The sequence below is a fragment of the Methylobacterium sp. FW102-HT35C08 genome (assembly GCF_058790235.1).
Map to the genome: position 1 here is coordinate 1,213,974 of NZ_JBYTCL010000002.1, position 23,305 is coordinate 1,237,278.

The 23,305-nt window shown below is 70.5% G+C and carries 16 protein-coding genes; 9 read left to right on the top strand and 7 right to left on the bottom strand.

Translation table 11 applies throughout. The features are described 5' to 3' along the window. Window positions 1-57: 57 nt before the first annotated feature. From AC3WSN_RS05890 to AC3WSN_RS05915, 6 genes are all read left to right on the top strand, one after another. A complete protein-coding gene (locus tag AC3WSN_RS05890) occupies window positions 58-573 on the top strand; it encodes an Lrp/AsnC family transcriptional regulator (RefSeq protein WP_091716811.1) in 516 nt (171 codons plus the stop codon). A gap of 111 nt (window positions 574-684) precedes the next feature. Then, entirely contained in the window at window positions 685-2,454 is a 1,770-nt protein-coding gene (locus AC3WSN_RS05895; protein ID WP_492536722.1) for a diflavin oxidoreductase, read from the top strand. A gap of 275 nt (window positions 2,455-2,729) precedes the next feature. Continuing rightward, the gene (locus AC3WSN_RS05900) at window positions 2,730-4,580 is read left to right on the top strand and encodes an NADPH-dependent assimilatory sulfite reductase hemoprotein subunit (protein WP_492536723.1); all 1,851 of its coding nucleotides are present in this window, start codon (window positions 2,730-2,732) and stop codon (window positions 4,578-4,580) included. Between the two features lie 371 nt (window positions 4,581-4,951). After that, window positions 4,952-5,251: a hypothetical protein gene (locus AC3WSN_RS05905; RefSeq protein ID WP_492536724.1), complete on the top strand. Its 300-nt coding sequence runs from the start codon at window positions 4,952-4,954 to the stop codon at window positions 5,249-5,251. Further along, window positions 5,248-5,886: a TetR/AcrR family transcriptional regulator gene (locus AC3WSN_RS05910; protein ID WP_492536725.1), complete on the top strand. Its 639-nt coding sequence runs from the start codon at window positions 5,248-5,250 to the stop codon at window positions 5,884-5,886. The genes AC3WSN_RS05905 and AC3WSN_RS05910 overlap by 4 nt, the downstream gene beginning before the upstream one ends. Before the next feature lie 513 nt (window positions 5,887-6,399). Beyond that, complete coding sequence (locus AC3WSN_RS05915; protein ID WP_492536726.1) at window positions 6,400-8,496, top strand: TonB-dependent siderophore receptor; 2,097 nt, start codon at window positions 6,400-6,402, stop codon at window positions 8,494-8,496. Window positions 8,497-8,566: 70 nt separating this feature from the next. Here AC3WSN_RS05915 and AC3WSN_RS05920 read toward each other — a convergent pair whose 3' ends face one another. From AC3WSN_RS05920 to AC3WSN_RS05935, 4 genes are all read right to left on the bottom strand, one after another. After that, window positions 8,567-9,760, bottom strand: coding sequence for a PepSY-associated TM helix domain-containing protein (locus AC3WSN_RS05920; RefSeq protein WP_492536727.1), 1,194 nt, complete (start codon window positions 9,758-9,760; stop codon window positions 8,567-8,569). Window positions 9,761-9,972: 212 nt separating this feature from the next. Beyond that, on the bottom strand, window positions 9,973-13,452 hold the full coding sequence (locus AC3WSN_RS05925) for a PAS domain S-box protein (RefSeq protein ID WP_492536728.1): 3,480 nt from the start codon (window positions 13,450-13,452) through the stop codon (window positions 9,973-9,975). A gap of 1,071 nt (window positions 13,453-14,523) precedes the next feature. Continuing rightward, entirely contained in the window at window positions 14,524-16,230 is a 1,707-nt protein-coding gene (locus AC3WSN_RS05930) for an outer membrane beta-barrel protein (RefSeq protein WP_492536729.1), read from the bottom strand. A 166-nt stretch (window positions 16,231-16,396) separates the two neighbouring features. Continuing rightward, window positions 16,397-16,615 (bottom strand): hypothetical protein, encoded by a 219-nt coding sequence (locus AC3WSN_RS05935; protein WP_492536730.1) that lies wholly within the window; start codon window positions 16,613-16,615, stop codon window positions 16,397-16,399. A 254-nt stretch (window positions 16,616-16,869) separates the two neighbouring features. Between AC3WSN_RS05935 and AC3WSN_RS05940 the strand changes: the two genes are divergently transcribed. The 3 genes from AC3WSN_RS05940 to AC3WSN_RS05950 all read left to right on the top strand — a co-directional run bounded on the left by AC3WSN_RS05940 (window position 16,870) and on the right by AC3WSN_RS05950 (window position 18,225). Next, entirely contained in the window at window positions 16,870-17,184 is a 315-nt protein-coding gene (locus AC3WSN_RS05940; RefSeq protein ID WP_192710080.1) for a hypothetical protein, read from the top strand. 173 nt (window positions 17,185-17,357) lie between these two features. Continuing rightward, entirely contained in the window at window positions 17,358-17,621 is a 264-nt protein-coding gene (locus AC3WSN_RS05945) for a hypothetical protein (protein ID WP_492536731.1), read from the top strand. A 268-nt stretch (window positions 17,622-17,889) separates the two neighbouring features. Then, window positions 17,890-18,225 carry a hypothetical protein gene (locus AC3WSN_RS05950; protein ID WP_492536732.1) on the top strand — a complete coding sequence of 112 codons (336 nt, stop codon included), beginning with the start codon at window positions 17,890-17,892 and terminating at the stop codon, window positions 18,223-18,225. A 244-nt stretch (window positions 18,226-18,469) separates the two neighbouring features. On the opposite strand, the gene AC3WSN_RS05955 is transcribed toward AC3WSN_RS05950, so the two are convergent. The 3 genes from AC3WSN_RS05955 to AC3WSN_RS05965 form a co-directional block, all read right to left on the bottom strand. Continuing rightward, window positions 18,470-19,330 (bottom strand): flagellar motor protein MotB, encoded by an 861-nt coding sequence (locus tag AC3WSN_RS05955; protein WP_192710083.1) that lies wholly within the window; start codon window positions 19,328-19,330, stop codon window positions 18,470-18,472. A 22-nt stretch (window positions 19,331-19,352) separates the two neighbouring features. Then, entirely contained in the window at window positions 19,353-20,267 is a 915-nt protein-coding gene (motA, locus tag AC3WSN_RS05960; RefSeq protein ID WP_492536733.1) for a flagellar motor stator protein MotA, read from the bottom strand. A 232-nt stretch (window positions 20,268-20,499) separates the two neighbouring features. Further along, a complete protein-coding gene (locus tag AC3WSN_RS05965; RefSeq protein WP_492543023.1) occupies window positions 20,500-23,169 on the bottom strand; it encodes an MGH1-like glycoside hydrolase domain-containing protein in 2,670 nt (889 codons plus the stop codon). Window positions 23,170-23,305 lie beyond the last annotated feature (136 nt).

A 23,305-nucleotide genomic window follows, 5' to 3' on the forward strand; every position in this document is an offset into this window, starting at 1 on the left:
TACGCCCCTATATCGACCCCGCGCCGGCCCGCGCGGAAGAAGCCGATGGAGACAGCTTTGGACGCGATCGATCTGAAGATTCTCGCCCTGCTACAGACGGACGCGACCCTCTCGATCGCGGCCATCGGCGAACGGGTCGGGCTGTCGCAAACCCCCTGCTGGAAGCGGATCCAGAAGCTGGAGGCTGACGGCGTCATCGACCGGCGGGTGGCGGTGCTCGATCCGGTGAAGCTCGGCCTCGGCCTGACCGTGTTCGTCTCCATTGAGACGGCCGACCACTCGCAGGAATGGCTGCAGCGCTTCGCCGCAACCGTCTCGGCCATGCCGGAGGTGCTTGAGTTCTACCGGATGGCCGGCGACGTGGACTACATGCTGCGTGTCGTCGTCGCCGACATGCAGGCCTACGACAGCTTCTACAAGCACCTGATCGCCGTGCTGCCGCTCAAGAACGTCACGTCCCGCTTCGCCATGGAGAAGGTCAAATCCACCACCGCCCTGCCGCTGCCGGCGCCGCCGAAGAACGGGCGGCATCTGCCCGGGACTGGTCCGGTCCTCGCCGTGGTCGGAGAATGATCTTCTCTTATTCCGCACCGCAGCGAACCTGATGTCCTAATCTTCACCCGTTCTGCAAAACGAACGTTTCTCGATTGACACCGGCCGTACAGGCCACGACATGGTCTCTTGATGTCACGCCAGAAGCTTCTCCCGCGCACCGCCCCGTTCGGGGATGGCGAGCGCGCCAGCCTCGATGCGGTGCTCGGCGCCGCGAGCCCCACGCAGCGCGCGTGGCTGGCCGGCTTCCTGGCTGGCCTCGACGCCGCGGGCGGCCAGCCCGCCGCGGCGCCGGCCGCGCCGCCCAAGGCCGCCGAACCGCTGACGGTGATCTACGCGAGCGAGTCGGGAAACTCCGAGGCCCTTGCCGGCAACGTCGCCAAGCTCGCGCGCAAGCAGGGCTTCAAGCCCAAGGTCGTGGATTTCTCCGACCTCGACGTCGCGACCCTGCCGAAGGCCGGCAAGCTGATCGCCATCGCGGCGACCTGGGGCGAGGGCGAGCCGCCGGCCCGGGCGGTGCGGGCCTACGGCGAGCTGATGGGGGAGGGCGCCCCGCGCCTCGACGGCGTCGCGTTCGCGGTCCTGTCGCTCGGCGACACGTCCTACGCTGAGTTCTGCGCCATCGGGAAGGCGCTCGACGCGCGCTTCGAGGCGCTGGGCGCCAAGCGCGCCGCCGAGCGGGCCGACCTCGACCTCGACTTCGAGAAGCCCGCCGCCGACTGGATCAAGGGCGCGCTGAAGGCGCTCGCCCCGGCGGAGCAGCCCGACAACGTCGTGGCGGTGGACTTCGCCCGCGCCGGGGCCGGCGAGGACGACGATGCCGAGCCGAGCCGCGAACCCGTGGTGGTCGAGGTCGTCGAGCATGTGAACCTCAACTCCTCCCGCTCCGACAAAGAGACGATCCACCTGGCGCTGGCCTTCGAGGACGGCGCGCCGGCCTACGAGCCGGGCGATTCGCTCGAGATCTTCCCCGAGAACGACCCGCAGCTGGTGGACGAGATCCTGAAGGCCGCCGGTCTCTCGGGCGACGAGGCCCTGCGCACGGCTTTGCTCGCCGAGCGGGACATCACCACGCTCTCGGCCGCCACGATCGAGCGGTTCGTGAAGGCCACCGGTCACGCGGACGCGCAGAAGCTCATCGACAGCGGCGCCGCCAAGGCCTGGATCGAGGGCCGGCACCTGATCGACCTGCTGGAGACCTACCCGGCGAAGCTGACGGCCGAGCATCTCGGCACCATCACCCGGCCGCTGCCGCCGCGGGCCTACTCGATCGCCTCCTCGCGCAAGGAAGTGGGCGACGAGGTCCACCTCGTCATCGCAGCGGTGCGCTACGAGACCCACGGCCGAGCCCGCTCGGGCGTCGCCTCGGTCCAGGTGGCCGACCGCATCCGTGACGGCGCCAAACTCCGGGTGCGGCTGAAGCCGAACCGCCACTTCCGCCTACCGCAGGATCCGGCCACCGACATCATCATGGTCGGCCCGGGTACCGGCGTCGCGCCGTTCCGCGCCTTCGTGCAGGAGCGTCGGGCCGTCGAGGCGCCCGGTCGGTCGTGGCTGTTCTTCGGCGACCGGCACTTCACCCACGACTTCCTGTACCAGCTCGAATGGCAGGATGCCCTGGAGGACCGGTCGCTCACCAAGATCGACGTGGCCTTCTCGCGGGACCAGCCGGAGAAGGTCTACGTGCAGGACCGGATCACCCAGAACGCCAAGGAGCTGGTTTCCTGGCTCGACGGGGGCGCGCATCTCTACGTCTGCGGCGACGCGAAGAACATGGCCAAGGACGTGCGCGCCGCGGTCGTGAAGGCCTACGAGACGGTCAAGAACCTGAGCGCCGCCGACGCCGAGACGCAGGTCGCGGCTTTGGAGCGCAGCCACCGCTACCAACAGGACGTTTACTAAGGACACACCGCTCCCCGCACCGCGGGGGCCTTCAACGAGATGCGGCAGAGACAGGCGGGACGCAGGTCTCCTCTCCCAGGTGGGAGAGGGACAGGGTGAGGGATCGGATCTTTCCGGAGAGGGCGCAGCCCTCACCCGGCTTTCTGCGAAAGCAGACCTCTCCCGCGCGGGAGAGTGGGCCGGTCGCGGATCCGGTTCCAGTCCTGCACCGGCTTCGCTCCGCTCGCCACCTCCCATCGGGGAGGAAGACGCGTTCAGACAGACGGATCCACCCCATGGACGACCACAGCCCCCGCGACGCCGCCGAGATCCCGGCCCCCGGCTCCGCCGCCACCCCGGCCAAGCGCGTCTACGAGACCCCGCCGACCGCGCGCCCGATCACGGACGCTGAGGCCGCGCGCGCGGAGAAACTCGCCGCGAACGAGCACATCAAGATCGCCAGCGGCTACCTCCGCGGCACCCTGGCGGACGGGCTCCTGAAGCACGCCACCGGGGCGATCTCGGAGGATGACGGGCAGCTCGTGAAGTTCCACGGGATGTATCTGCAGGACGACCGCGACCTGCGCCCCGAGCGGACCAAGAAGAAGCTCGACAAGGCCTACAGCTTCATGATCCGCCTGCGCATCGCCGGCGGCGTCATCACCCCGAAGCAGTGGCTGATCCTCGACGACATCGCCCGGACCTACGCGGGTGGGGCGCTGCGCGCGACCACGCGCCAGACCTTCCAGTACCACGGCGTAATCAAGTCGAACCTGAAGCGCACGATGGCGGCGATTGACGGCGCGCTGCTCGACACGATCGCGGCCTGCGGCGATGTCAACCGCAACGTCATGGCGGCGACGAACCCGGCCCAGGTCGGTGCCCACAAGGCCGCCTACCAGCTCGCCAAGGACATTTCCGACTCGCTGCTGCCCAAGACCAGCGCGTGGCGCGAGATCTGGCTCGACGGCGAGCGCGTGGTCGGCGGCGAGGACGCGGCCGAGGTCGAGCCGGTCTACGGCCGGACCTACCTGCCGCGGAAGTTCAAGACCGTCGTGGCGGTGCCGCCCTCCAACGAGGTCGACATCTTCGCCCACGACCTCGGCTTCATCGCGATCATTGACAAGAAGAACCAGGTCACCGGCTGGAACGTGACGGTGGGCGGCGGCATGGGCATGACCCACGGCGAGCCCGATACCTTCCCCCGCACCGCTGACGTGATGGGCTTCGTGAAGCCCGAGGACGCCATCAAGGTCGCCGAGGCGGTGATGACCGTCCAGCGCGACTGGGGCAACCGCAAGAACCGCAAGAACGCGCGACTGAAGTACACGATCGAGCGCTACGGGCTCGACGCGTTCCGCGCCGAGGTCGAGAAGCGCGTCGGCAAGAAGCTCGGCGCGCCCAAGCCCTTCGCATTCACCGGCAACGGCGACCGCTACGGCTGGGTCGAGGGCGACGACGGCCGCCACCACCTGACCCTCTACGTGCCCTCGGGCCGGATCAAGGACATTGAGGGCGGCGCGCAGTTCCTCTCGGGCCTGCGCCGCATCGCCGAGGTGCACCAGGGCGATTTCCGCCTCACCGGCAACCAGAACGTGATCATCGCCAACGTCCCGGCCGAGAAGCGCGCCGAGATCGACGCTCTCGTCGATGAATACGGCCTGACCCGGGGTGCGAGCGCGCTGCGGCGCAGCTCGCTCGCCTGCGTGGCCCTGCCGACCTGCGGCCTCGCACTCGCCGAGAGCGAGCGCTACCTGCCGGACCTGATGACCGAGCTGGAGGAGAGCCTCGCGTCCCACGGCCTCGCCGAGGAGGAGATCACGATCCGCTCCACCGGCTGCCCGAACGGCTGCGCCCGGCCGTTCATCTCCGAGATCGGCCTCGTGGGCCGCGGCCCCGAGCGCTACCATCTCTATCTCGGTGCCGCCCATGATGGCTCGCGGCTCAGCAAGCTCTACAAGGAGGATGTGGCAGCCTCCGAGATCCGCGACACCCTCGACCCGCTGTTCGCCGACTACGCGAAGGGCCGGCAGCCGGGCGAGCATTTCGGCGACTACCTGATCCGCGCCGGCCACGTGGCCCGCACCACCAACGGCCCGGACTTCCACGACCGGACCGGCGCCCTCAAGCCGGCCACGCTCGGCTGACAGCAGGCCGCGCGCGTCCGGGACGAGGTCCCGGACGCGCCGAAACAGTGAGATCGCGGCGGCACGGGCCGTGGACGGCGGCTTGCGACCCGGCTCTGCCCTGACCGGAGCTGCCCTCCCAGATCCCGGGCTGCCGGAGCGCGGCGGCAGGAAGCGGGGACCCGGCGAGACACACCTCCCGCGCACCGGTGCCGACGCCCCTCTGGGACACCCGGAAAAGCCGTCATAGACCCGACTCCGCTCTACCCGCACGCGCCCCCCCGTCACGGCGGCGGCCGCCGTCGCGACGCCGCGGGCCACAGATGAGAATGAACGTTCATTGACATGAGAATGAACGTTCATTACAACGGTCGAGCAAACAGGAGCGCGCGATGGCTCTCACTCTCGAAGGCCGCTGGTCCGATCTCGATACCGAGCGCTTCGGCGCCCGCGGCCCGGGCGCCCTCGCCCTCGTCCGTACCGTCTGCACCCCCGCCAACCTGACCTTCGGCGCCGTCCTGGCCCTCGCCTGGCTGGCGCTGATCAACTGGACGGGCGCCGGCCCGGACGGCTGGCAGGCCCGGATCTGCGCAGACCTGCACCAGGGACCACAATCCTGCGCCGTCGCCAGCCTGGGCAAGGATCAGAGCCGCATCGCTCCGGTCGCCCTCACGGCGCAGCCCGGGTCGTGACCGTCGCGGCGGGCAGGAGGGCGGAGGCCCGCGGCGACCCGTCCGCCCGGCGCGCGCACATCCTCGATGCGGCCGAAGCCTGCTTCGCGCGCAACGGCTTCCATCGCACCACCATGCAGGACCTCGCCCGCGAGGCCGCGATGAGTCCGGGCAACTTCTACCGCTACTTCGAGTCCAAGGAGGCCCTGGTCGTCGGGCTGGTGGAGCGCGAGCGCGAGCGCGGCACCCTCCTAGTGGCGGAGATGGAGGGCAGCGACAATCGGCGTGGGGCGCTGCTCAGCATCATCGCCCGCTACTTCGTGTCGATCACCCGCGAGGCCGCGATCCTGCGGGTGGAGATCTGGTCGGAATCCACGCGCAATCCGGCCATCGCCGCCCTGACGGCGCGGACCGAGGCCGAGAGCCGCGACTGGTTCGTGACGACCTTCGCGGCGCTCGCCACCGCGCCGGACTGCGACCCGGCCGCGCTCTACGCGCTGCTCGCGCCGCTGATGCGGGGGATCGTGGTCGGCCGCGCGGCACTGCCCGATTTCGACGTCGCCGCGGCGATCGCCCAGCTCCACGCGCTGCTCAACGCCGGGCTCGACGGCGGCCTGCCGACCCCGGCGCCCCGGGATCGGCAGGCGGCCCGCTGATCCCAGCGCCGCCGCGCGTCTCCGAGCCGGACCGGCGACCGGCGGCACAGCCGCCATCACCGATCGCGCGTTGGATCCGGCGCGCGGTACGCCGGCCGGTCCGCGACCCCCCCTCACGCGGGCCGGCCGGCCGTTCTCCCGGGCAATGCCGCGCGATCCCGCGAAGGACACGACGCGGTGAGTCGGCCTGCGTCCGGCGCGCGTCCCGGGATGCAGCCGGTTGCGAAGCTCAGCATTGCACACGCAAAAGTTGGCAGCTTTGAACGACTTCAAAGCATTGCCCTCAAAGCGTGCCTTCCGCGCCACATCCGGGCAGAGGATGCGCGCGTCACCCGCAGCTTTCCCAATCGGCATTGAGAAAAGACGGCGCTTGCAATCTAGAAACACCGCATCGCGTCGATACGCCGCTCTTCAGAACGATTTTAAATCATGCTCGCCGCCCGGATCGACATCGTCGATCGCATCAAATACTGCCGGTCGCGTCCGAATCTCTGTAGCACTGGACTCGCAACAATGCTCCTTCTGCTCGCGCCGACAGAGATCCGCGCGCAATCTGAGCCGGCAGCCGACGAGGTTGTTCTCTCCGAACTCAGTGTTTCGGGCACGGGCCCCGTTAGCGAGCGGGCCGACGGTCCCGTCACCGGCTACCGGGCGACGCGCTCCGCGACCGCCACGCGCACCGACACGCCGGTGCGCGACTCGCCGCAATCGATCAACGTCGTGCCCCGTTCGGTGATCACTGATCAGCAGGACCTGCGACTGACCGATGCCGTGACCAACGTCAGCAACGTGGTTCTCGGCAGCACAGTGCAGGGACGGTCGCAGAACTACCTGATCCGAGGCTTCTCCACGCAGGTCTTCGCCGTCGACGGCGTGCTGGTCGATCCGGCCATCAACTTCTACCCGGTGACGCGCGACCTCGTGGATGCCGAGCGCGTCGAGGTGATCAAGGGCCCGGCTTCGGTGCTGTTCGGCCGGGGAGATCCCGGCGGCGTCATCAACATCGTGACCCGCCGACCGACCTTCGAGCCCACGGCCGACGCAAGCGTGCAGGGCGGCAGCTTCGGCTTCCGGCGCTTCCAGGGCTCCGTGTCGAGCGCGCTGCCCACCGTCGAGGGCCTCGCCGCGCGTCTCAGCTTCGCCGCCCAGGAGGATCCGACCTTCCGCAACTACGGTGGCGACACCAACCGGCGCGTCTTCGTGGCGCCGGCCTTCAGTTGGACGCCGAGTGCCGACACCCGGGTCTACGTGAACTCGGAATTCACCAACCAGCACACCCAGTACGACGAGGGGCTGGTGGCCTTCCGCGGCCGCGTCCCCCTCGACAACATCAGCCGGTTCTACGGTGAGCCGTCCTCGCGCTACTTCGGCGAATTCAACACGATCACCGTGCGGGCCGAGCACGACGTCAACGAGAACCTGACGCTCCGGCAGGTCATCGCCGGGCAATGGGGCACGTTCGACGTGTTCGCGGCCCGTGCCCTATCCGTCAACAATGCCGGCACGCTGCTGACCCGGCGGGAGGCAACGGTCAACTCGCGCTTCGCCGCGGTCGACAGCCAGACCGAGGCCGTGATGAAGTTCGACACCTTCGGCTTCGCCCATACGGCGCTTCTCGGGATCGAATACTCGAACGGCTTCCGCCACGCCTTCTCCCAGCAGGGCAACCTCGCTCCGGTCAGCTTCCTGAACCCGATGTTCGGCGCGGCCTTCCAGCCGCTCCAGTTCCAGGCCGACCTGAAGCAGAAGCTGGAGGTGTTCGGGTTCTACGCCCAGGACCAGATCGTGCTGGCGCCGGGATTGCAGCTCGTCGTCGGGGCACGGTTCGATCTCGGCAGCCAGTACTATTTCAACCGCCAGCCGGCCTCGCGGACCCAGCCGCCCGAGCAGACCCTGTTCGGCGCCTCGCCGCGGGTCGGGCTGATCTACCGGCCGTTCGAGCCGCTGACCTTCTACGCGAGCTACGCCACGTCGTTCCTGCCGCAGACCGCCAGCGTGCTGAACGTGGCGAGCCCGCCGCCCAGCACGGGCGAGCAGGTCGAGGCCGGCACCCGGGTCGATCTCACGCCCGGCCTGACCCTGAGCGCGGCCGCCTTCCAGATCGTCCGGGACAACGTCGCGGCCACCGACCCGCGCAATTCCACCTTCTCGGTCATCACCGGCCAGCAGCGGTCGCGGGGTGTCGAGGCCGACCTGGCCGGCGAGATCCTGCCCGGCTGGAACGTCATCGGCAGTGTCGGCCTGATCGACGCGCGGATCACCAAGGACACGACCTTCGCGGTCGGCAACCGGCTCACCGGCGTGCCGGTGTTCAGCGGCAGCCTGTGGACGACCTACGCGTTCCAGCAGGGCCCGCTCCGCGGGCTCGGGCTCGGCTTCGGCGTCACCCATGTCGGCCAGCGCTACGGCGACCTCGACAACAGCTTCACCGTGCGCGCCTACAACCGGCTCGACGCGCTCGTGTACTACGATTTCGACGCCCACTGGCGTCTGTCGGTGAACATGCGCAACCTGACGAACGTGCGCTACATCGAGGCGCCGACCACCGCGACCAACAACACCCCCGGCGCGCCGTTCACGGTGCTGGCGACGATCACCGCCCGGCTCTGACGGGCGGACCGCATCGCCCGGGCGGTGGCGGGGCGACCTTCGTCGAACGACGGGCCGCCGGACGCCGCCGTCAGGGGCTCGCCGCGCGGACGGCGCCCGCCGGCGCGGCGGCCTCGACCGTCCTCCGGCGGGCCCCGGCGCGGCGGCGCAGGACGTAGAGCGTCAAGCCGGTCGCGGCGAAGCCCGGCATGGCCAGCGCCGCGAGGCAGAACAGCAGCGCGACGAGGTCGCCGAAGAAGCGGCCGCGATGCACCTCCAGGACGTTGTCCAGGAGACGCCGGCCCAGGGACACGTCGGCGGCCCGCTCGGAGGCCAGCAGGGCGCCCGTGGCGGGATCGTAGCGGGCCTCGTTGCGGGCGCTCGGCGCGTCGACGCCCTTCGGCAGCCAGCGGATCCGGATCGCCTTCGTGTCGGCGCCCGGCAGGGTCAGGACCGCCGTGCCGGCCTCCTCGCCGGTCCGCGTGCGGAAATCCGCCCAGGCGCGGTCGACGGCTGCGCCGCCGGCGGCATCGGCCGGCCTTCCAGCGGCCCTTCGGCCGGCCGGCTTCGCGGCGTCCGGCGCGCCCGCGAGCAGCCGCGCGGCGGCGTCCTTGAACGACGGGTAGGACCATGTCAGGCCGCTGAGCGCGATGATTAGGTAGACCGGCAGGAGCCAAGTCCCGACCACGGCGTGCAGCGACCACCAGCGCGGTCGGCCTGGGCGCGACAGGGCCGGCCTGAGCCAGATCCGCCAGCGGTGGATTTGGGGCCAGCGCAGGTAGAGGCCGGTAGCCAGGAAGGCCAGCAGCGCCAGGGTGCAGGCGCCCGTGATCGTGCGTCCCCAGCCCTTGGACCCGCCGGGCAGCAGCAGCCAGCGGTGCAGGTCCCGCACCGCGGTGAAGGCTCCCTCCAGCCGCACCGGGCCGAGCAGCGTCCCGTCGTATGGGTCGGCGTAGGCGGCGGGCGGCCGCGCGCGGGTCTCGGGATCGCGGGCGAAGCGGACATGGACGCTCGCGCTCGGGTCGTCCGACAGGGTCAGCACGTTGGCGACGCGGCCGCCCGCCTGCGCGTCGATCCGCGCCGCGAGGGAAGCGGGGGGCAGCGCCGTCCGTCCGCCGGGCGTGACCTCCAGCCGGTCGCGGTTGGCGAAGGCGGTAACCGCCTCCTCGTAGCTCATCAGGGCTCCGGTCAGGCCCATCAGGGCGAGGACGAGACCGGCGGTGAGGCCCAGTGCCCAGTGCAGGCGGAAGAGCAGGGTCCGGAGGGTGGGAATCGGCATCGGCATGGCAGTGCCGGCTGCCTAGCAGAGTCCGGCCGGAGTGACGATGCTGCTGGCCAGATCGCACGCAACGGAGGTGCTTGTCCGCCCGCACGAGGTGCTGGGGTCCGCCGCCCCGTCACCCGTGACGGCGCAGCGGGAGCCGGATCCGGGCCGGCCAGCGCGTTCACGTCCGCACCGGCGGCGCCCCGGACTGACGGCGCGCGGCCGGCGCCGCATCAGACCGCGCGCAGGACCTCGATCTCGGCGATCGTCGCGGTGGCCTGGGCCTGGAGCGGGCCGAGCAGAGGGGCGACGTCGTCCGCAGTCCGGCAGGCCGCTTCCACCGCCCGGCACGTGTCGGCGAGCGTGACGAAGCCCACCATGCTGGCCGCCGACACCATCGCGTGCGCGTCCAGCATGAGCCGCTCGCGGCCATGATCCGCGGCGTCGGGCCCGAACCGTTGCGCGAGTTCCCGGGCGAGCATCGCCAGGAGGTCGCGCATGCGGTCCCGTCCGACCATCTCGGTCATCTCGTCGAGAACGGCCCGATCGATCGAGGCGGCAGCGGGCGGACGCGCGCCGCACGGGCGGGCCCAGCGGTCGATCGCCGCCAGCAGCGCATCCGTCCGGAACGGCTTGCCGACATGGTCGTCGAGACCGGCCGCGCGCAGCTCGGCCACCTGCTGCGGCAGGACATTGGCGGTCATCGCGACGATCGGCACACGGCTTAGCGGCCCGCCCAGCGCGCGGATCCGCCGGGTCGCGGTGAGGCCGTCCATGACGGGCATCTGCACGTCCATCAGGACGAGGTCGTAGGACCGCGCCTGGACCGCCGCCACCGCGGCGACGCCGTCGGCGACCACGTCGACCGTGTGCCCGGCCCGCCCCAGGATCGTCCGGGCCAGTTCCTGGTTGAGCGGCACGTCCTCGGCCAGCAGGAGGCGCTTGCCCGTCGCGCGGGCGATCGCGGTGGCCGGCGCCCCGGCGCCGACCTCCGGGGCCGTCTCCGGCAGCGTGACCTCGAACCAGAAGGTCGAGCCCTCGCCCACGACACTCGCGGCGCCGATCGTCCCGCCCATGAGCTCCACGAGGGATTTCGAGATGGCCAGGCCCAGCCCGGTGCCGCCGTACTCGCGGCTGACGGAGCCGTCGACCTGCGAGAAGCGCCGGAACAGGCGGTCGCACTTGTCCGCCGGGATGCCGATCCCGGTGTCGCGGATCTCGAAGCGCAGGGTGCGCGCGCCGGCCCGGCTTCCGGGGCCCGCCAGGACCGACAGGCGGATGCGCCCGATCGGGGTGAACTTCACGGCGTTGTTGAGCAGGTTGAGGAGGATCTGGCGCAGGCGGTCCTCGTCGCCCGCGATCCAGGCCGGCAGGTCCGGCCCGCGCGTGATGGCGAGCGCGAGCCCCTTGCGCTCGGCCGACGGGCGCACGATCGAGACGGCGTTGTCGATGAGCGCCTCGACCGCGAAGGGGCGGGGCACGATCTCGATCTGGCCGGCCTCGACCTTCGAGAAATCGAGGACGTCGTTGACCACGGTCAGGAGCGCCGCGCCGGCGGTGCGGATGCGGTCGGCGTGCTTGCGCGCCACTGGCCCGAGTTCCGTCTCGTCGAGCAGGAGGTCGGCATAGCCGATCACCCCGTTGAGCGGCGTGCGGATCTCGTGGCTCATGGCGGCCAGGAATTCGCTCTTGGCCGCGCTCGCGCGCTCGGCCTCCAGGCGGGCGGAATCCGCCGCGGCCTTGGCGGCGATGAGCGCCGCCTCGACAGCCTTGCGGGCGGTCACGTCGATGTTAAGTCCGATCATCCGCCGCGCCCGGCCATCCGGCCCCGGGACGCCGCGCCCGACGCCGTTGATCCAGCGCACGCCGCCGTCGGGGGTGGGGACCCGGAACTCGATCGAGAAGGTCTCCCCCGCCTCGGCGGCGGCCGCGGCGATCTGAAGGGCGCGCTCGCCGTCTTGGCGGTCGATCCGCGCGAGCCAGGCCTGCGCCTCGAGGGCGTAATCCCCCTCCGTCTCGATGCCGTGCAGGCGCGCGCTCTCGGCCGACCAGTCGATCCGGCCGCTGTCGAGGTCGAGGTGCCATGTGCCCGCCTTGGCGGCCTGCTGGGCGAGGAGCAGGAGGCTGCTCGCCTCCTCGACCTTGCGCCGCGCCGCCACGATCTCGTCGATGTCGAGGGCGGTGCCGAGCATGCCCACCATCGTCTCGCCCTGCCAGATCGGCAGGAGCACGAGCTTGTGCCAGCGATAGGCCCCGTCGTGGCGCTGCAGGCGGCCCTCGACCTCGTAGGCGGTCCGGCGCGCGCGCGCCTCGCGCCACAGGTCCTCCATCCGCTCGGCGTCGTCCGGGTGGTTGCGGGCCGTTCGGGCGGCCCGCGCGGGGCCGATCGGCCCGTAGTAATCCTCGAAGCGCCGGTTGACATAAGTCGCCTCGCCGGTCTCGGTCGCGGTGATCCAGACGAGCTGCGGCAGCGCATCCGCCAGCGCGCGGTAGCGCGCCTCGCTCAGGCGCAGGGCATCCTCCGCCCCCTTCCGGGCGCCGACGTCGCGCAGGGTGGCGACGTAGCCGTCCGCCGCGCCCGTCGCCGCGTCGTGGGTCAGGCTGAAGGAGATCTCCAGCCAGACCCAGCGGCCGTCCCGGTGGCGGTAGCGCTGGGAGGTCAGGGCGCGCGCCGTGCGCCCGCCGGTCAGGCCCTCCAGGACCTCGCGATAGGCCGCGACGTCGTCGGGGTGGACGAAGGCGAGGGGCTGCGTGCCGATCAGGTCGTCCGGGTCGTAGCCGAGGACGGTGCGCACGGCGGGCGAGACGTAGCGGCGGCAGGTGGTCAGGTCGGACCAGATGATGATGTCGGTGGCGTTCTCGGCGAGCAGCCGGTAGCGGCGCTCGCTCTCCTCCGTCGCCCGCTCAGCGTGCCGGATCTGCGTGACGTCGCTGAAGGTCAGGACCGCGCCGCCATCGGCGAGGGGCGAGCGCCGCACCTCCAGGACGACACCGCTGGGCAGGCGCCAGTCGAAGAGCGGCGGCAGTGCCGTCAGGTCGCGGCCGGCCACGCCCAGCCGCAGCTCGGTTTCCGCCGCGGCGAAATCGCCCCGCGCGCGCTGGTAGGCGTGGATGTCGGGGAAGGCGACGCCCTCGCGCAGGACGTCGCCCGGCAGGTCGAGGAGGTCCGCGGCGCTCCAGTTGAACACGCGGACGCGCTGGGCGGCGTCGAGCACGACGAGGCCCTGGTCCATGCTGTCCAGCGTCCCGTGCAGGAGCGTGTCGGTCTCGTGCGCGCGCCGCTCGGACCGGACCAGATCGGTCACGTCGAGGAGCATCCCGTGCAGGGCGACGAGCGTGCCGTCGGGGCCGTGTTCGGGAACGCCCTGGATGATCGCGTCGAGGCCGCTGCCGTCCGGGCGCACGATGCGAGCCCGGCCCTGATAGGGCGTCGCCGGCCGGCGGCCGCACAGGAGGTCGTCGACCCGCGCGATCACAAGCGCGCGATCATCCGGGTGATAACACGCGAAATGGTCCTCGAAGGCCAGAATCTGCTCCGCCGGCGGTCCGCCCAGGACGCGCGCCAGGCTCGCCGACCGGGCGACGCACCGCGTGCGCGCGTCGATCCGCCATTGCCCGAATCCGGCGGCGCCCGCCCACGGCTCCGACTCGCGCGCGGGAGAGGGGAGAGCGGGGCTTGGCGGCGCGACCGGGAAAGGCGCGTCTGTGTGCATCGGCGTTGGCGGATCCGTTCGACCGGCGCGAACCGCGCCCCGAAGCACACACGGTGCTGCTCCGGCGCAGCCTGCTTAGCCTATGGTTGCGGATTTCTTGCCAGCTTCGTGCGGCATGCGCGACCGCACCCCTGCCGCGCGCGGCTCTCGCCCCCGCCCTCCAGGGCCGTCACGGACGATCCTGTGCCAGCAAACCGAATGCCGAGGCCGATCGCGGAGGCCCCGGGCCCGGGCGAACCAGCGTCCGCAACGGACGACGGGCCGTACGCTCGCGCGGCATCATCGCCCCAGGTGTGAGGCTCCGGCCCGTGCGATCGGCACCGGCGCGCCGGCTGCGGGCGGTCCAGAGCCGTTGCCGGCGCAAGACCTTGCCGCGTCGGCGGCTCTGATCCGAGGGCCCAGGATGACCGGACGAGACGCCCTGGGGCAGATCTCAGGTCGGAGAACGCGACTTCACATTGTGGGCGGGGCCGCGCTGGAGCCGTTCCGGGTCCCGTTGAGACGGCCGACGCGCGGCGCGGGTCGTTGTGTGAGGTTGGGTCGTCCCGTCCCTGCCCTCATCCCGAGGTGCGGGCGCGTAGCGGTCGCCTCAGGATGAGGGCAGGGACGGGACATGGCGGGTCTTCGCGGTACGCCAGCGCGCCCGGCTCTCGAAGCGAGTCGCAGCCCTGACGGTCGCGGCTCGAGAGCGTTGCCGCCCGAGTGGACGCCGGTTCGGCGTGACAGCGCTGTCAAACAAGTCTCGCGGCTCAGCTGTGCGCAGGCGGGCGGGGCGCGTGAAACGGGCGCGAGAGCCCAAAAGGACCGCGAGGCCCAGGACGAGGCCGAGCGCGCGGACTGCTGCGAAGCCGGCGGTGCACGCTCATGATGGCGGCCTGAACGGCATCGCCGCAGCTTGGAAGCAGGCGCCGGATCCGGCACCTGCTGCGCGATCCACATGATCGGTTCGCCGCCAGTTGAAAGTCGAGGAGATCTTGCAGGCTGGGCGCTGCCACGAACCGGGCCGGCGCCCCACCCAGATCGTGCAGGCGGCGCCGGCCGGTGACCCCTGTCAGGCCAGATCAGCCCGCGTCAGTCCTTGCGGACCAAAGTCGCCGGGGCATTCGCCTCGCCGAGGCCGAAATCGGCCAGCCGGCAGGAGATCTGCGCGAAGGCGCCGTAGCGGTCGGTCTCGAACTTGGTCGGGCTGCGCGGGTAGGTCGGGAACTTCACGGAGCCCGAGTCGGTCTGCATCCGCCAGTAACGGGCGCCGACGCCGACGCTCACGCGAGGTGTCACGTCGTACGAGACGATGCCCTCGGCGAAGTAGCCGTCTCCGCGCCCCTGCTGCGGCAGCGGGTTGATGTCCGGCCGGAGCCAGTGACGATCGACCCCCTCCAGAGACACGGCGGGGAGGTAGGCACCCTCCAGACTCAGCCGGACCCGGTCGAACCGGGCCTCGCCGATCAGGCCGACGCGCAGAGCATTCCAGCGCAGGGTCTCACCCAAGACCTTGACCTGATCGGGTACGGCGTACTGGCCCGCGCAGATGCCGCTGCGTGCCACCTGCTGGCAACCGTGGCCGTTGAGAAGCTCGGCGTCGTACTGGTAGCCGACGAAGCCGCCCAGGCTGAAGCCGTCCCGGCGCAGCACGTCGTAGCCAAAATCGATGACGCCGTAGCCGATGTCGCCGTCCTTGATCGGCGAGAGCGTCTTTGAATACCGGCTTTCGAGAGGTGGGAAATCTTCATCGGCGAGCCGGCCGGTCGTGACCCCACCCGCGCCGAGGAAGCCCTTGGCAAACAGGCCCGTCGGCGCGTGCTCGACCCGCGCGAAGCTCTCGCCGGAATGGGCGTCGGCACCCGCGTAGGTCAGGCGGGAATTGACCTGGCCGGGCTTGAAGGGATCGCCGAGGGTGTAGCGCGGGCCGCCGGAGCTGTAGAAATAGCGCAGGCCACCTTCGAAGGCCCAGGGCGATGGCGCGGCCGGACCGTCCGACGGCAGGCCGGCACCGAACCGGTAATTGAGGCCGACACGAGTCAGGAAACCGTCCGTCGCGATGCGGGCACCGGCACGATAGCCGGGCAGCACGCGACCGATCGGTGCCGCGAGGACCGAGCGGCTGCCGAGGTCGTAGTACAGGCCCTCGACCTTGGCCGAGAGGTGATCGGTGAACGCGTGCTCGAGGCCGGCGCCGACGGCATAGCCCGTGCGGACCTCGCCTTCGCGAGCGTCGAACACGCTCCGATTGAAGGCCGTCAGGTTGCTGTCGATGCGCACGTTGCCGAAGGCGAGGCCGCCGGTGCCGTAGATCAGCGTCGGCCCCAGGGCGAAGCCCACCTTGCCGCGCAGGGTCGCCAGCTGGTCGAGCCGCTGCCCGGCATGTGCGACGCGGAAGATCAGGGCGCGGCCGCCGCTGTCGGTGAAGCGGCCCTCCCGCTCGCCGTAATCCCAGAGGCGCGTGAACTGATAATCCGCGGCGCCGCCGACCACGAAGCCGGATCCGACCGCCCAATTGCCGCCGACCTCGCCGCCGGCGATGAAGCCGTCATCGGTGCCCCGCCTGGACGGGAGGACCGGGCAGCCCGCTGCGCCGGCCCGCCCGTCTGGACCCGCGCAGAGGAACTGCGTCGCGCTGTCGAGCGCGCCGAAGCCGACGAACAGGCCGCCATAGACGCCCGACCACGTGAAGACGGGGGGCGCCACCGGCTCGGATTTGGGATTGTGGGCCAGATCGGCGGACAGCGCTGTGCTCGACAGCAATCCCATCACGAGGCCGGCGCTCAAAATACGGTGCATCATCGCTTCCTGATTCGAAGGTGTCTCTGCCGCGTGCCGGGTAGAATCTCTGCCGTGAAGACTTGAAAATGAATTATTATTTCAGCACTGATAAAAACAATACATCGTCGTTATTTCAGTCGCACATGATCTTTGCCCACTGATTCTGTGGTCAGGTGGATGCAACTTAGCAAATCGTCGCAGATTTTCCAGGTAAAAGTACTACCAATACTTCCGCCGTCTGCGGCAGTTCGATTGTCATGAAATTAAAATCTAGAGAAAAGAGCCTCGATCGGCAGCCTGATGCATACTTGTTCATACCCAACAATAAGCGGGCGATGACGATGCCGCGCGCGACCGCCGGCAGGTCGATGATGCCCGCCGAGTTGGGGATTGCAGGCCTCATCACGCTGGCCTCCCCGCCGGATGTGCTCAGGTCCCCGGCCAAGCGGCGCCGGGGCCGGAACGATCGCCCGGAGGGCTGGTTGGCCGGGCATGAGGCAGTGGGCAGCCCGCTGCCAGGGCGTGCGATGCATGGACGCGGGCGACCTGAGGATCCTCCTCATCTGCAGCCTTGTGGGGGTGGCCGGATCCGCCGCCGCGCAGGGCGTCGGGTCAGGCGCTGCGCCGGATAGCGGCAGCGGAAGCGGCGCGGCACCGATGGCCGGCAGCGCGTCGCCGTCGAGCGGGGGCGGCCTCGGCGGGGCCGCCGGCTTGGGCGACCGGGGCGGCGTCGGCGGAGGCCCGGCGCCGAGCGGCGGCACCGGGGCACTCTACGGCGGCGAGGGGCCGCCGAAGCCCGCCGCGTCCGATGCGCCGGTCGGGACCGTCGCACCGAACGGCACCGGCGCCGGGGCCGGCGATCTCAGCGCGCCCACGCCAGCGTCGGCCGGTCCGGACGGCGCCGGACCGCGGGCTGCGGGCCCGGAGGGCGCCCGCCACCCGAACGGCTCCGCCTTCGGCATCCCACGCTGAGCGCCACACGGCGCGCCGTCCTGGGGGGCTCGGTCGGGACGGAACGCACCCAGATGTCCGGGAACCATCCAGCCAGCCCGGGGCTTCCTGGGCGGGGCCGTGGGAGGATCTCCTCCCACCGCAGCCCTTAAGGAAACGCCCGCCTCCACCGGCGGCGACAAAGGACACAGCCCTTGCGCACTTCGATCATCACTGCCGCCCTGCTGGCCGCCCTCGGCAGCGCTGTCGCGCTGCCCGCCTCCGCCGCGCCGCTGGCGCCCGGCGCCGTCGCGGCGCCGTCCGACATGGTCTCGATCGTCCAGATGGACCGGATGGAGCGTCACATGATGCGGCGTCGCATGGAGCGCCGGATGATGCGCCACCGGATGGAGCGTCACGAGATGCGCCGTGAGATGCGCCACCGCATGATGCGCCGGGAAATGATGCGCCGCATGTGATCGGGGATGCGGCCGGCCGGATCACCCGGCCGGTCCGATCCGAGCCCGGCGCGGCTGATCCCGCGGCCGGGCTTTTTGTCGCATATCAGGTCTCTACTCCGCAGCAGGCTGCCGACGGCGGCTCATGGCGGATCGAACCATCTCGCCCGCTGGGCGTTTCAAGCCACCAATCGGGAGCGTCCCGGCGAAGCTGCGTCGCGCCATCGCGCGCGGACGGAGGAAGCCCGATGAGCGGGTGTTTCGCAGGATGCTCGAGGAGGGCAGACGGATGAAGGCGTTTCTGGCAGCAGCCGCGGTGAGCCTCGGTGTCCTGGGCGTGGTTGGCCCGGTCGCGGCGCAGCCGCGCCCCGACTACGACGATTACGGCTACCGCGATCGCGGCTACCGGGACCGGGACCGGGACCGCGGCGATTACGAATCCCGCGATCGCGGCTACCGGGATCGGGACGATTATCGGGGCCGGGCCAATTACGGCTTCGACGAGCGTGAGTACCTGCGCTGCAACCCGGATGTCCGCCGCGCGATCGCGAACGGGCAGATGGAATCCGGCGCCGCCCATTACCGGGTCTTCGGCCGCCGCGAAGGACGCCGCCTGAGCTGCTGACCGGCGCCGGCCTGCCAAACCCAATGATCCCGGGAGCCGCGCAGCGAAGCCCGGGATCCAGATCCTATGCTCTGGACGGCGTGCGCGGGGCTGCGTCCGCCGCAGTCGCGCCAGACCGCCCGGGCGGCATCGCGCGCGCACGGGCGGTCTGGAGCCTATGGGGGCCGGGACAGGCTGTTGTCCCCCGGGAGCCTTCGATGATCCCGCGGATCGCCAGCAGCAACGCGGCGCCCAGGATGTGTCGTCAACGGAAGAGGTTCGGGGGCACCGGCGGGCTCGCATTGAGCAAAGTCACCGTCACACGTCGGTTCGGCGCGAGATAGGGGTTGTCGGGGAAAACCGGCTCGGTATCGGCGCGTCCCGTGACCGACGCGAAATTGTCGTTGGGAACCCCGGCGCCCGACAGGATCGCGCGCACGGAGAGGGCCCGCCCGGCGGAGAGGTTCCAGGGCTCGCCGGCCCGCGCCGAGCCCGGGCGCGCGACGGCGGTGTGGCCGGTGATGGACAGGCGGTTGGGCAGCCGGCGCAGGGTGGGGGCGAGCGCCTCCAGCACGCGACGGGTGTGCTCGTAGGGATCGACAGAGCCCTCGCGGAACATGGAGCGGCCGTCCTGGTCCACGAGGGATACGTTCACGCCCTCCTTGGTCTGTTCGATCACGATGTTGCGCGACAGCTCGGCAATGTCGGGCATCGCCTGGAGCGCCTGCCGGAGGCTGGCGATGGCGCTGACGTTGGCCTGCACGTTGGCAGCCGGGCGGCTGGCATCGAGCTCGCTGGCGCGGCCCGGACTGATCGAGCGCGCTCTGTCCTCCTGCTCGACAGAGCCCCTCGCGGCGTCGCGGGGCGTGGACGACTTGTTGCCTGACGTGTCGAGGGCGGTGCCGTACAGAATTCCGCCCGCGCCGCTGGTCGCAGGGCTCAGAGCCGCCGGCGCGAAGTATTCCGCCAGACCGACCTTCTGCTCCTGCGTGGTCATGCTGATCAGCCACATCAGCAGGAAGAACGCCATCATGGCGGTCACGAAGTCCGCGTAGGCGATCTTCCAGGCACCGCCGTGGTGCGCATGACCGCCTTTCTTGACCTTCTTGATGATGATCGTGGTCATCGCGTCCCTACCGGATATCGGGTCAGCTCTGGGCGGGGAGGGCGGCGGTTGCCGCCTCCACCTCGTTGAAGGTCGGGCGGACGTCGCTCATCAGAGACTTGCGGGCAAATTCCACCGACATCACCGGCGGCTGGCCGGCGATGTGGGCGAGCAGACCCGCCTTCAGGGACAGGTAGTATTTGGATTCGGCCTCGAAGAGGCTCTTGAGCGACTGCGCCATGGGCCCGAAGAAGCCATAGGCGACGAAGACGCCGAAGAAGGTGCCGACGAGCGCGCCGCCGATCAGATGTCCCAGCACCTCCGGCGGCTCCTTGATCGCCCCCATCGTCTTGATCACGCCGAGCACGGCGGCGACGATGCCGAGCGCCGGCGTTCCGTCGGCCAGCGACTGCATGGCCGAAACGACACGCTCCTGCTCCTGATGGTGCGTCTCCAGTTCCTCATCCATGAGCGCGTCGATCTCGTGGACGTTGTTGGCACCCAGCGTCACCATGCGCATGTAGTCGCAGACGAACTCGACCGCGTGATGGTTCGCGGCAAAGGTCGGGAAGGCGTTGAACAGCGACGACTCGCTCGGATTCTCGATGTGCGGCTCGAGCGCCATCGAGCCCTTCTGCTTGGCAAGTTTGTACAACGAATACTGCATCCCCAGCAGCTCGACATACGATTGCTGGTTGTATTTGGGGCCCTTCAGGAGCGTGCCCAGCATGGCGGGCACGGCCTTGAGCACCGGCCCGGTATTGCCGATGACGAAGGCGCCGATCGCCGCACCGAGGATGATGACGAACTCGAACGGCTGCCACAGGACTTCCAGGTGGCCACCCATCATCTTGTAGCTGCCGAAGACGCAGGCGAAGACGATCAATGTGCCGACGATCAGCCGCATGATTTGCCATCCTTGCGCGGCGGCAGGTCCCCCCCGCGCGAAGCCACTCACGATCAGGCAATTCACCGATTAAGGTTAACGGCGCGTTTCGAGGGCTTGCCGCAGCCGCGACCGCACTGAGGCTCACGGCTCGTCAGAGGCGTTCCCGACCGGGTGGGGCCGGGGGCCATCGCCGATTGTCCCTCACCCCAACCCTCTCCCGCATGGGAGGGGTAGCATGGCATGTTTGTCTCGACCGGAGCCGCCGTCCTTCCGAACCGCGGCAACACGTTCGGGAATGGCCCTAGCGGGGCGCCTCCCGTGACCGCGCGCGGTCGCGCAGCAAGGTGAGGATCAGCGCCGTCCAGCCGGTCTGGTGCGAGGCACCGAGTCCCCGGCCGGTATCCCCGTCGAAGAACTCGTGGAACAGCAGGGCCTCTTCGGCGCCCGGCGCCGTGAGGCTCGGCGCCCTGTCGCCCAGGGCGGGCCGGCGGCCCTCCGGATCCCGGGCGAACAGGGCGATCAGCCGGTCCTCCAAGGCGTCGGCGATCGCGCTCAGCGTGCACTGGGCCCCCGAGCCCGTCGGGTACTCCACCAGGAAGTCGTCGCCGTAATAGGTATGGAAGCGCCGAAGAGCCTCGACGATGAGGTAGTTCATCGGCATCCAGACCGGACCGCGCCAGTTCGAGTTGCCGCCGAACATGTTGGAGGTCGAGTCGGCCGGGTCGTACCGGACCGTGAACGACGCGCCCAGCTCGTTAAGCACGTAGGGCGCGTCGCGGTGGACCTTCGAGAGCGAGCGCACGCCGTAGGGCGAGAGGAACTCCGCCTCGTCGAGCATGCGCCGGAGCAGCGCCTTCATGCGGTGGCCGCGCAGCAGCGACAGGAGCTTGCGGTCCTTCACGCCGCCCTCTGTCCAGCGCGAGACCAGCCGGGCGAGGTGGGGCCGGTTCTCCAGCACCCAGTTCAGGCGCCGGGCAAAGTCCGGCAGGCGCTGTAGCACGGAGGGCTCGATCACCTCCACGGCGAAGAGCGGCACCAGCCCGACCATGGAGCGGACCCGCAGGGGCAGCATCCCGCCGCCCGGGATGTCGACCTCGTCGTAGTAGAACTCGTCGGCCTCGTCCCACAGGCCGAAGCCCTCGCCGCCCATGTCGGTCATCGCCTCGGCGATGAGCAGGAAGTGCTCGAAGAACTTCGAGGCGGTGCTCTCGTAGACGTCGTTGTGCAGGGCGAGCTCCAGGGCGATGCGCATCATGTTGAGCGCGTACATCGCCATCCAGGCGGTGCCGTCGGCCTGATGGACCACCCCGAAGCCCGGGGGCGGGCGCGAGCGGTCGAACACCCCGACATTGTCGAGCCCCAGGAAGCCGCCCTGGAAGACGTTGCGTCCCTGCGCGTCCTTCCGGTTCACCCACCAAGTGAAGTTGATCAGGAGCTTGTGGAACACGCCCTCCAGGAAGGCGATGTCGCCGCGCCCGCCGCGCCGGTCCCGGTCGATCTCGAACACCCGGTAGGCGGCCCAGGCATGGACCGGCGGGTTGGCGTCGCCGAACTCCCACTCGTAGGCCGGGAGCTGCCCGTTCGGGTGCATGTACCATTCGCGGGTCAGCAGCAGGAGCTGCTTCTTGGCGAAGCCGGGGTCGAGCAGCGCCAGCGGCAGGCAGTGGAACGCCAGGTCCCAGGCGGCGAACCACGGGTATTCCCAGGTGTCGGGCATCGACAGGACGTCGGCCGCCGCGAAGTGCTGCCACTGGCTGTTGCGGCCGCCGTCCCGCCCGCGCGGCGGCCCGGGCTGGAGCGGGTCGCCCGCCAGCCAGCGCCGCACGTCGTAGCAATAGAGCTGCTTCGACCAGATCAGCCCGGCGGCGGCCTGCCGGAAGATGGCGCGGGCATCCGGGTCCGCGATGCCGTCCTGCAATTCTTCGTAGAACGCGTCCGCCTCGGCCCGCCGCTGCCGGATCGTGGACCCGTCGCCGTCGACGGCGCGGATGCGCGCGCCCGCCGAGAGCCGCAGCCGGATCCGGGCGCTCGCCCCGGGCTCCAGCCGCAGCGCGTAGTGGAGGCCGAGCTTGGTCCCGGCATCCCGCCGCACCGCCGCGGCGTCGCCCTCGACGATCGCCGCGTGGAGCCCGTCCTTGAACGGACCGGGGGCGTCGGGCTGTCCGCCATGGCGCCGCAGGTTGGTGTCGTTCTCGCAGAACAGCAGGTCCGGCGCGCCGTCGAAGGCTAGGCGGTACGGCCCCAGCCGCTCGTGGGTGCAGACCACGCCCCCGTCGGGCGCGCGGGCGATCCGCGGACGCGCCTGCCCGGCCTGCCAGGACCACGTGTTGCGGAACCAGAGAAGCGGGACGACGTGGAGGTCAGCGGTCTCGGGGCCGCGGTTGAGCGCGGTGATCACCGCGTGGATGTCGTCGGCATCTGCCTTGGCGTATTCCACCGTGACGTCGAAGAACCGGTCGCCCGCGAAGATCCCCGTCTCGTCGATCTCGTATTCGGGCTGGTCGCGGCCGCGCGCCAGGTTCTCGCGGACCAGATCCTCGTACGGGAAGGCGCCCTGCGGATAGCGGTAGAGCATCCGGAGATAGGCGTGGCTCGGGACGGCATCGAGGTAGTGGTAGACCTCCTTCACGTCCTCGCCGTGGTTGCCCTCCTGGTTGGTCAGGCCGAACAGGCGCTCCTTGAGGATGCGGTCGCGGCCGTTCCACAGGGCCAGCGCCAGGTTGAGGCCGCCGCGCTCGTCGCAGATCCCGGCCAGCCCGTCCTCGCCCCAGCGGTAGGCGCGGGACCGGGCCTCCTCGTGCGTCAGCGCGCGCCAGGCATCGCCGTCGGAACTGTAATCCTCCCGGACCGTCCCCCATTGCCGCTCGCTGAGATACGGGCCCCAGAGGGACCACGCCCGGTCGCCCCGGCCCTGCTCGGCGATCCGGCGGCGCTCCGCCCAGGCGACGGAACCGTCCTCGGGCGGCTCCATCAGCCGCGTCCCCGGCGCGGGGATCGGGCGGGGCGCGGGCAGGGCATGTGCAAAGCGGTCATCGGTCTCGCAGGCTGCGACGGCGACGCCGGCCGGATGCATCATCGACGCCACGCCGCGCGAGGCCGGTGGCCGC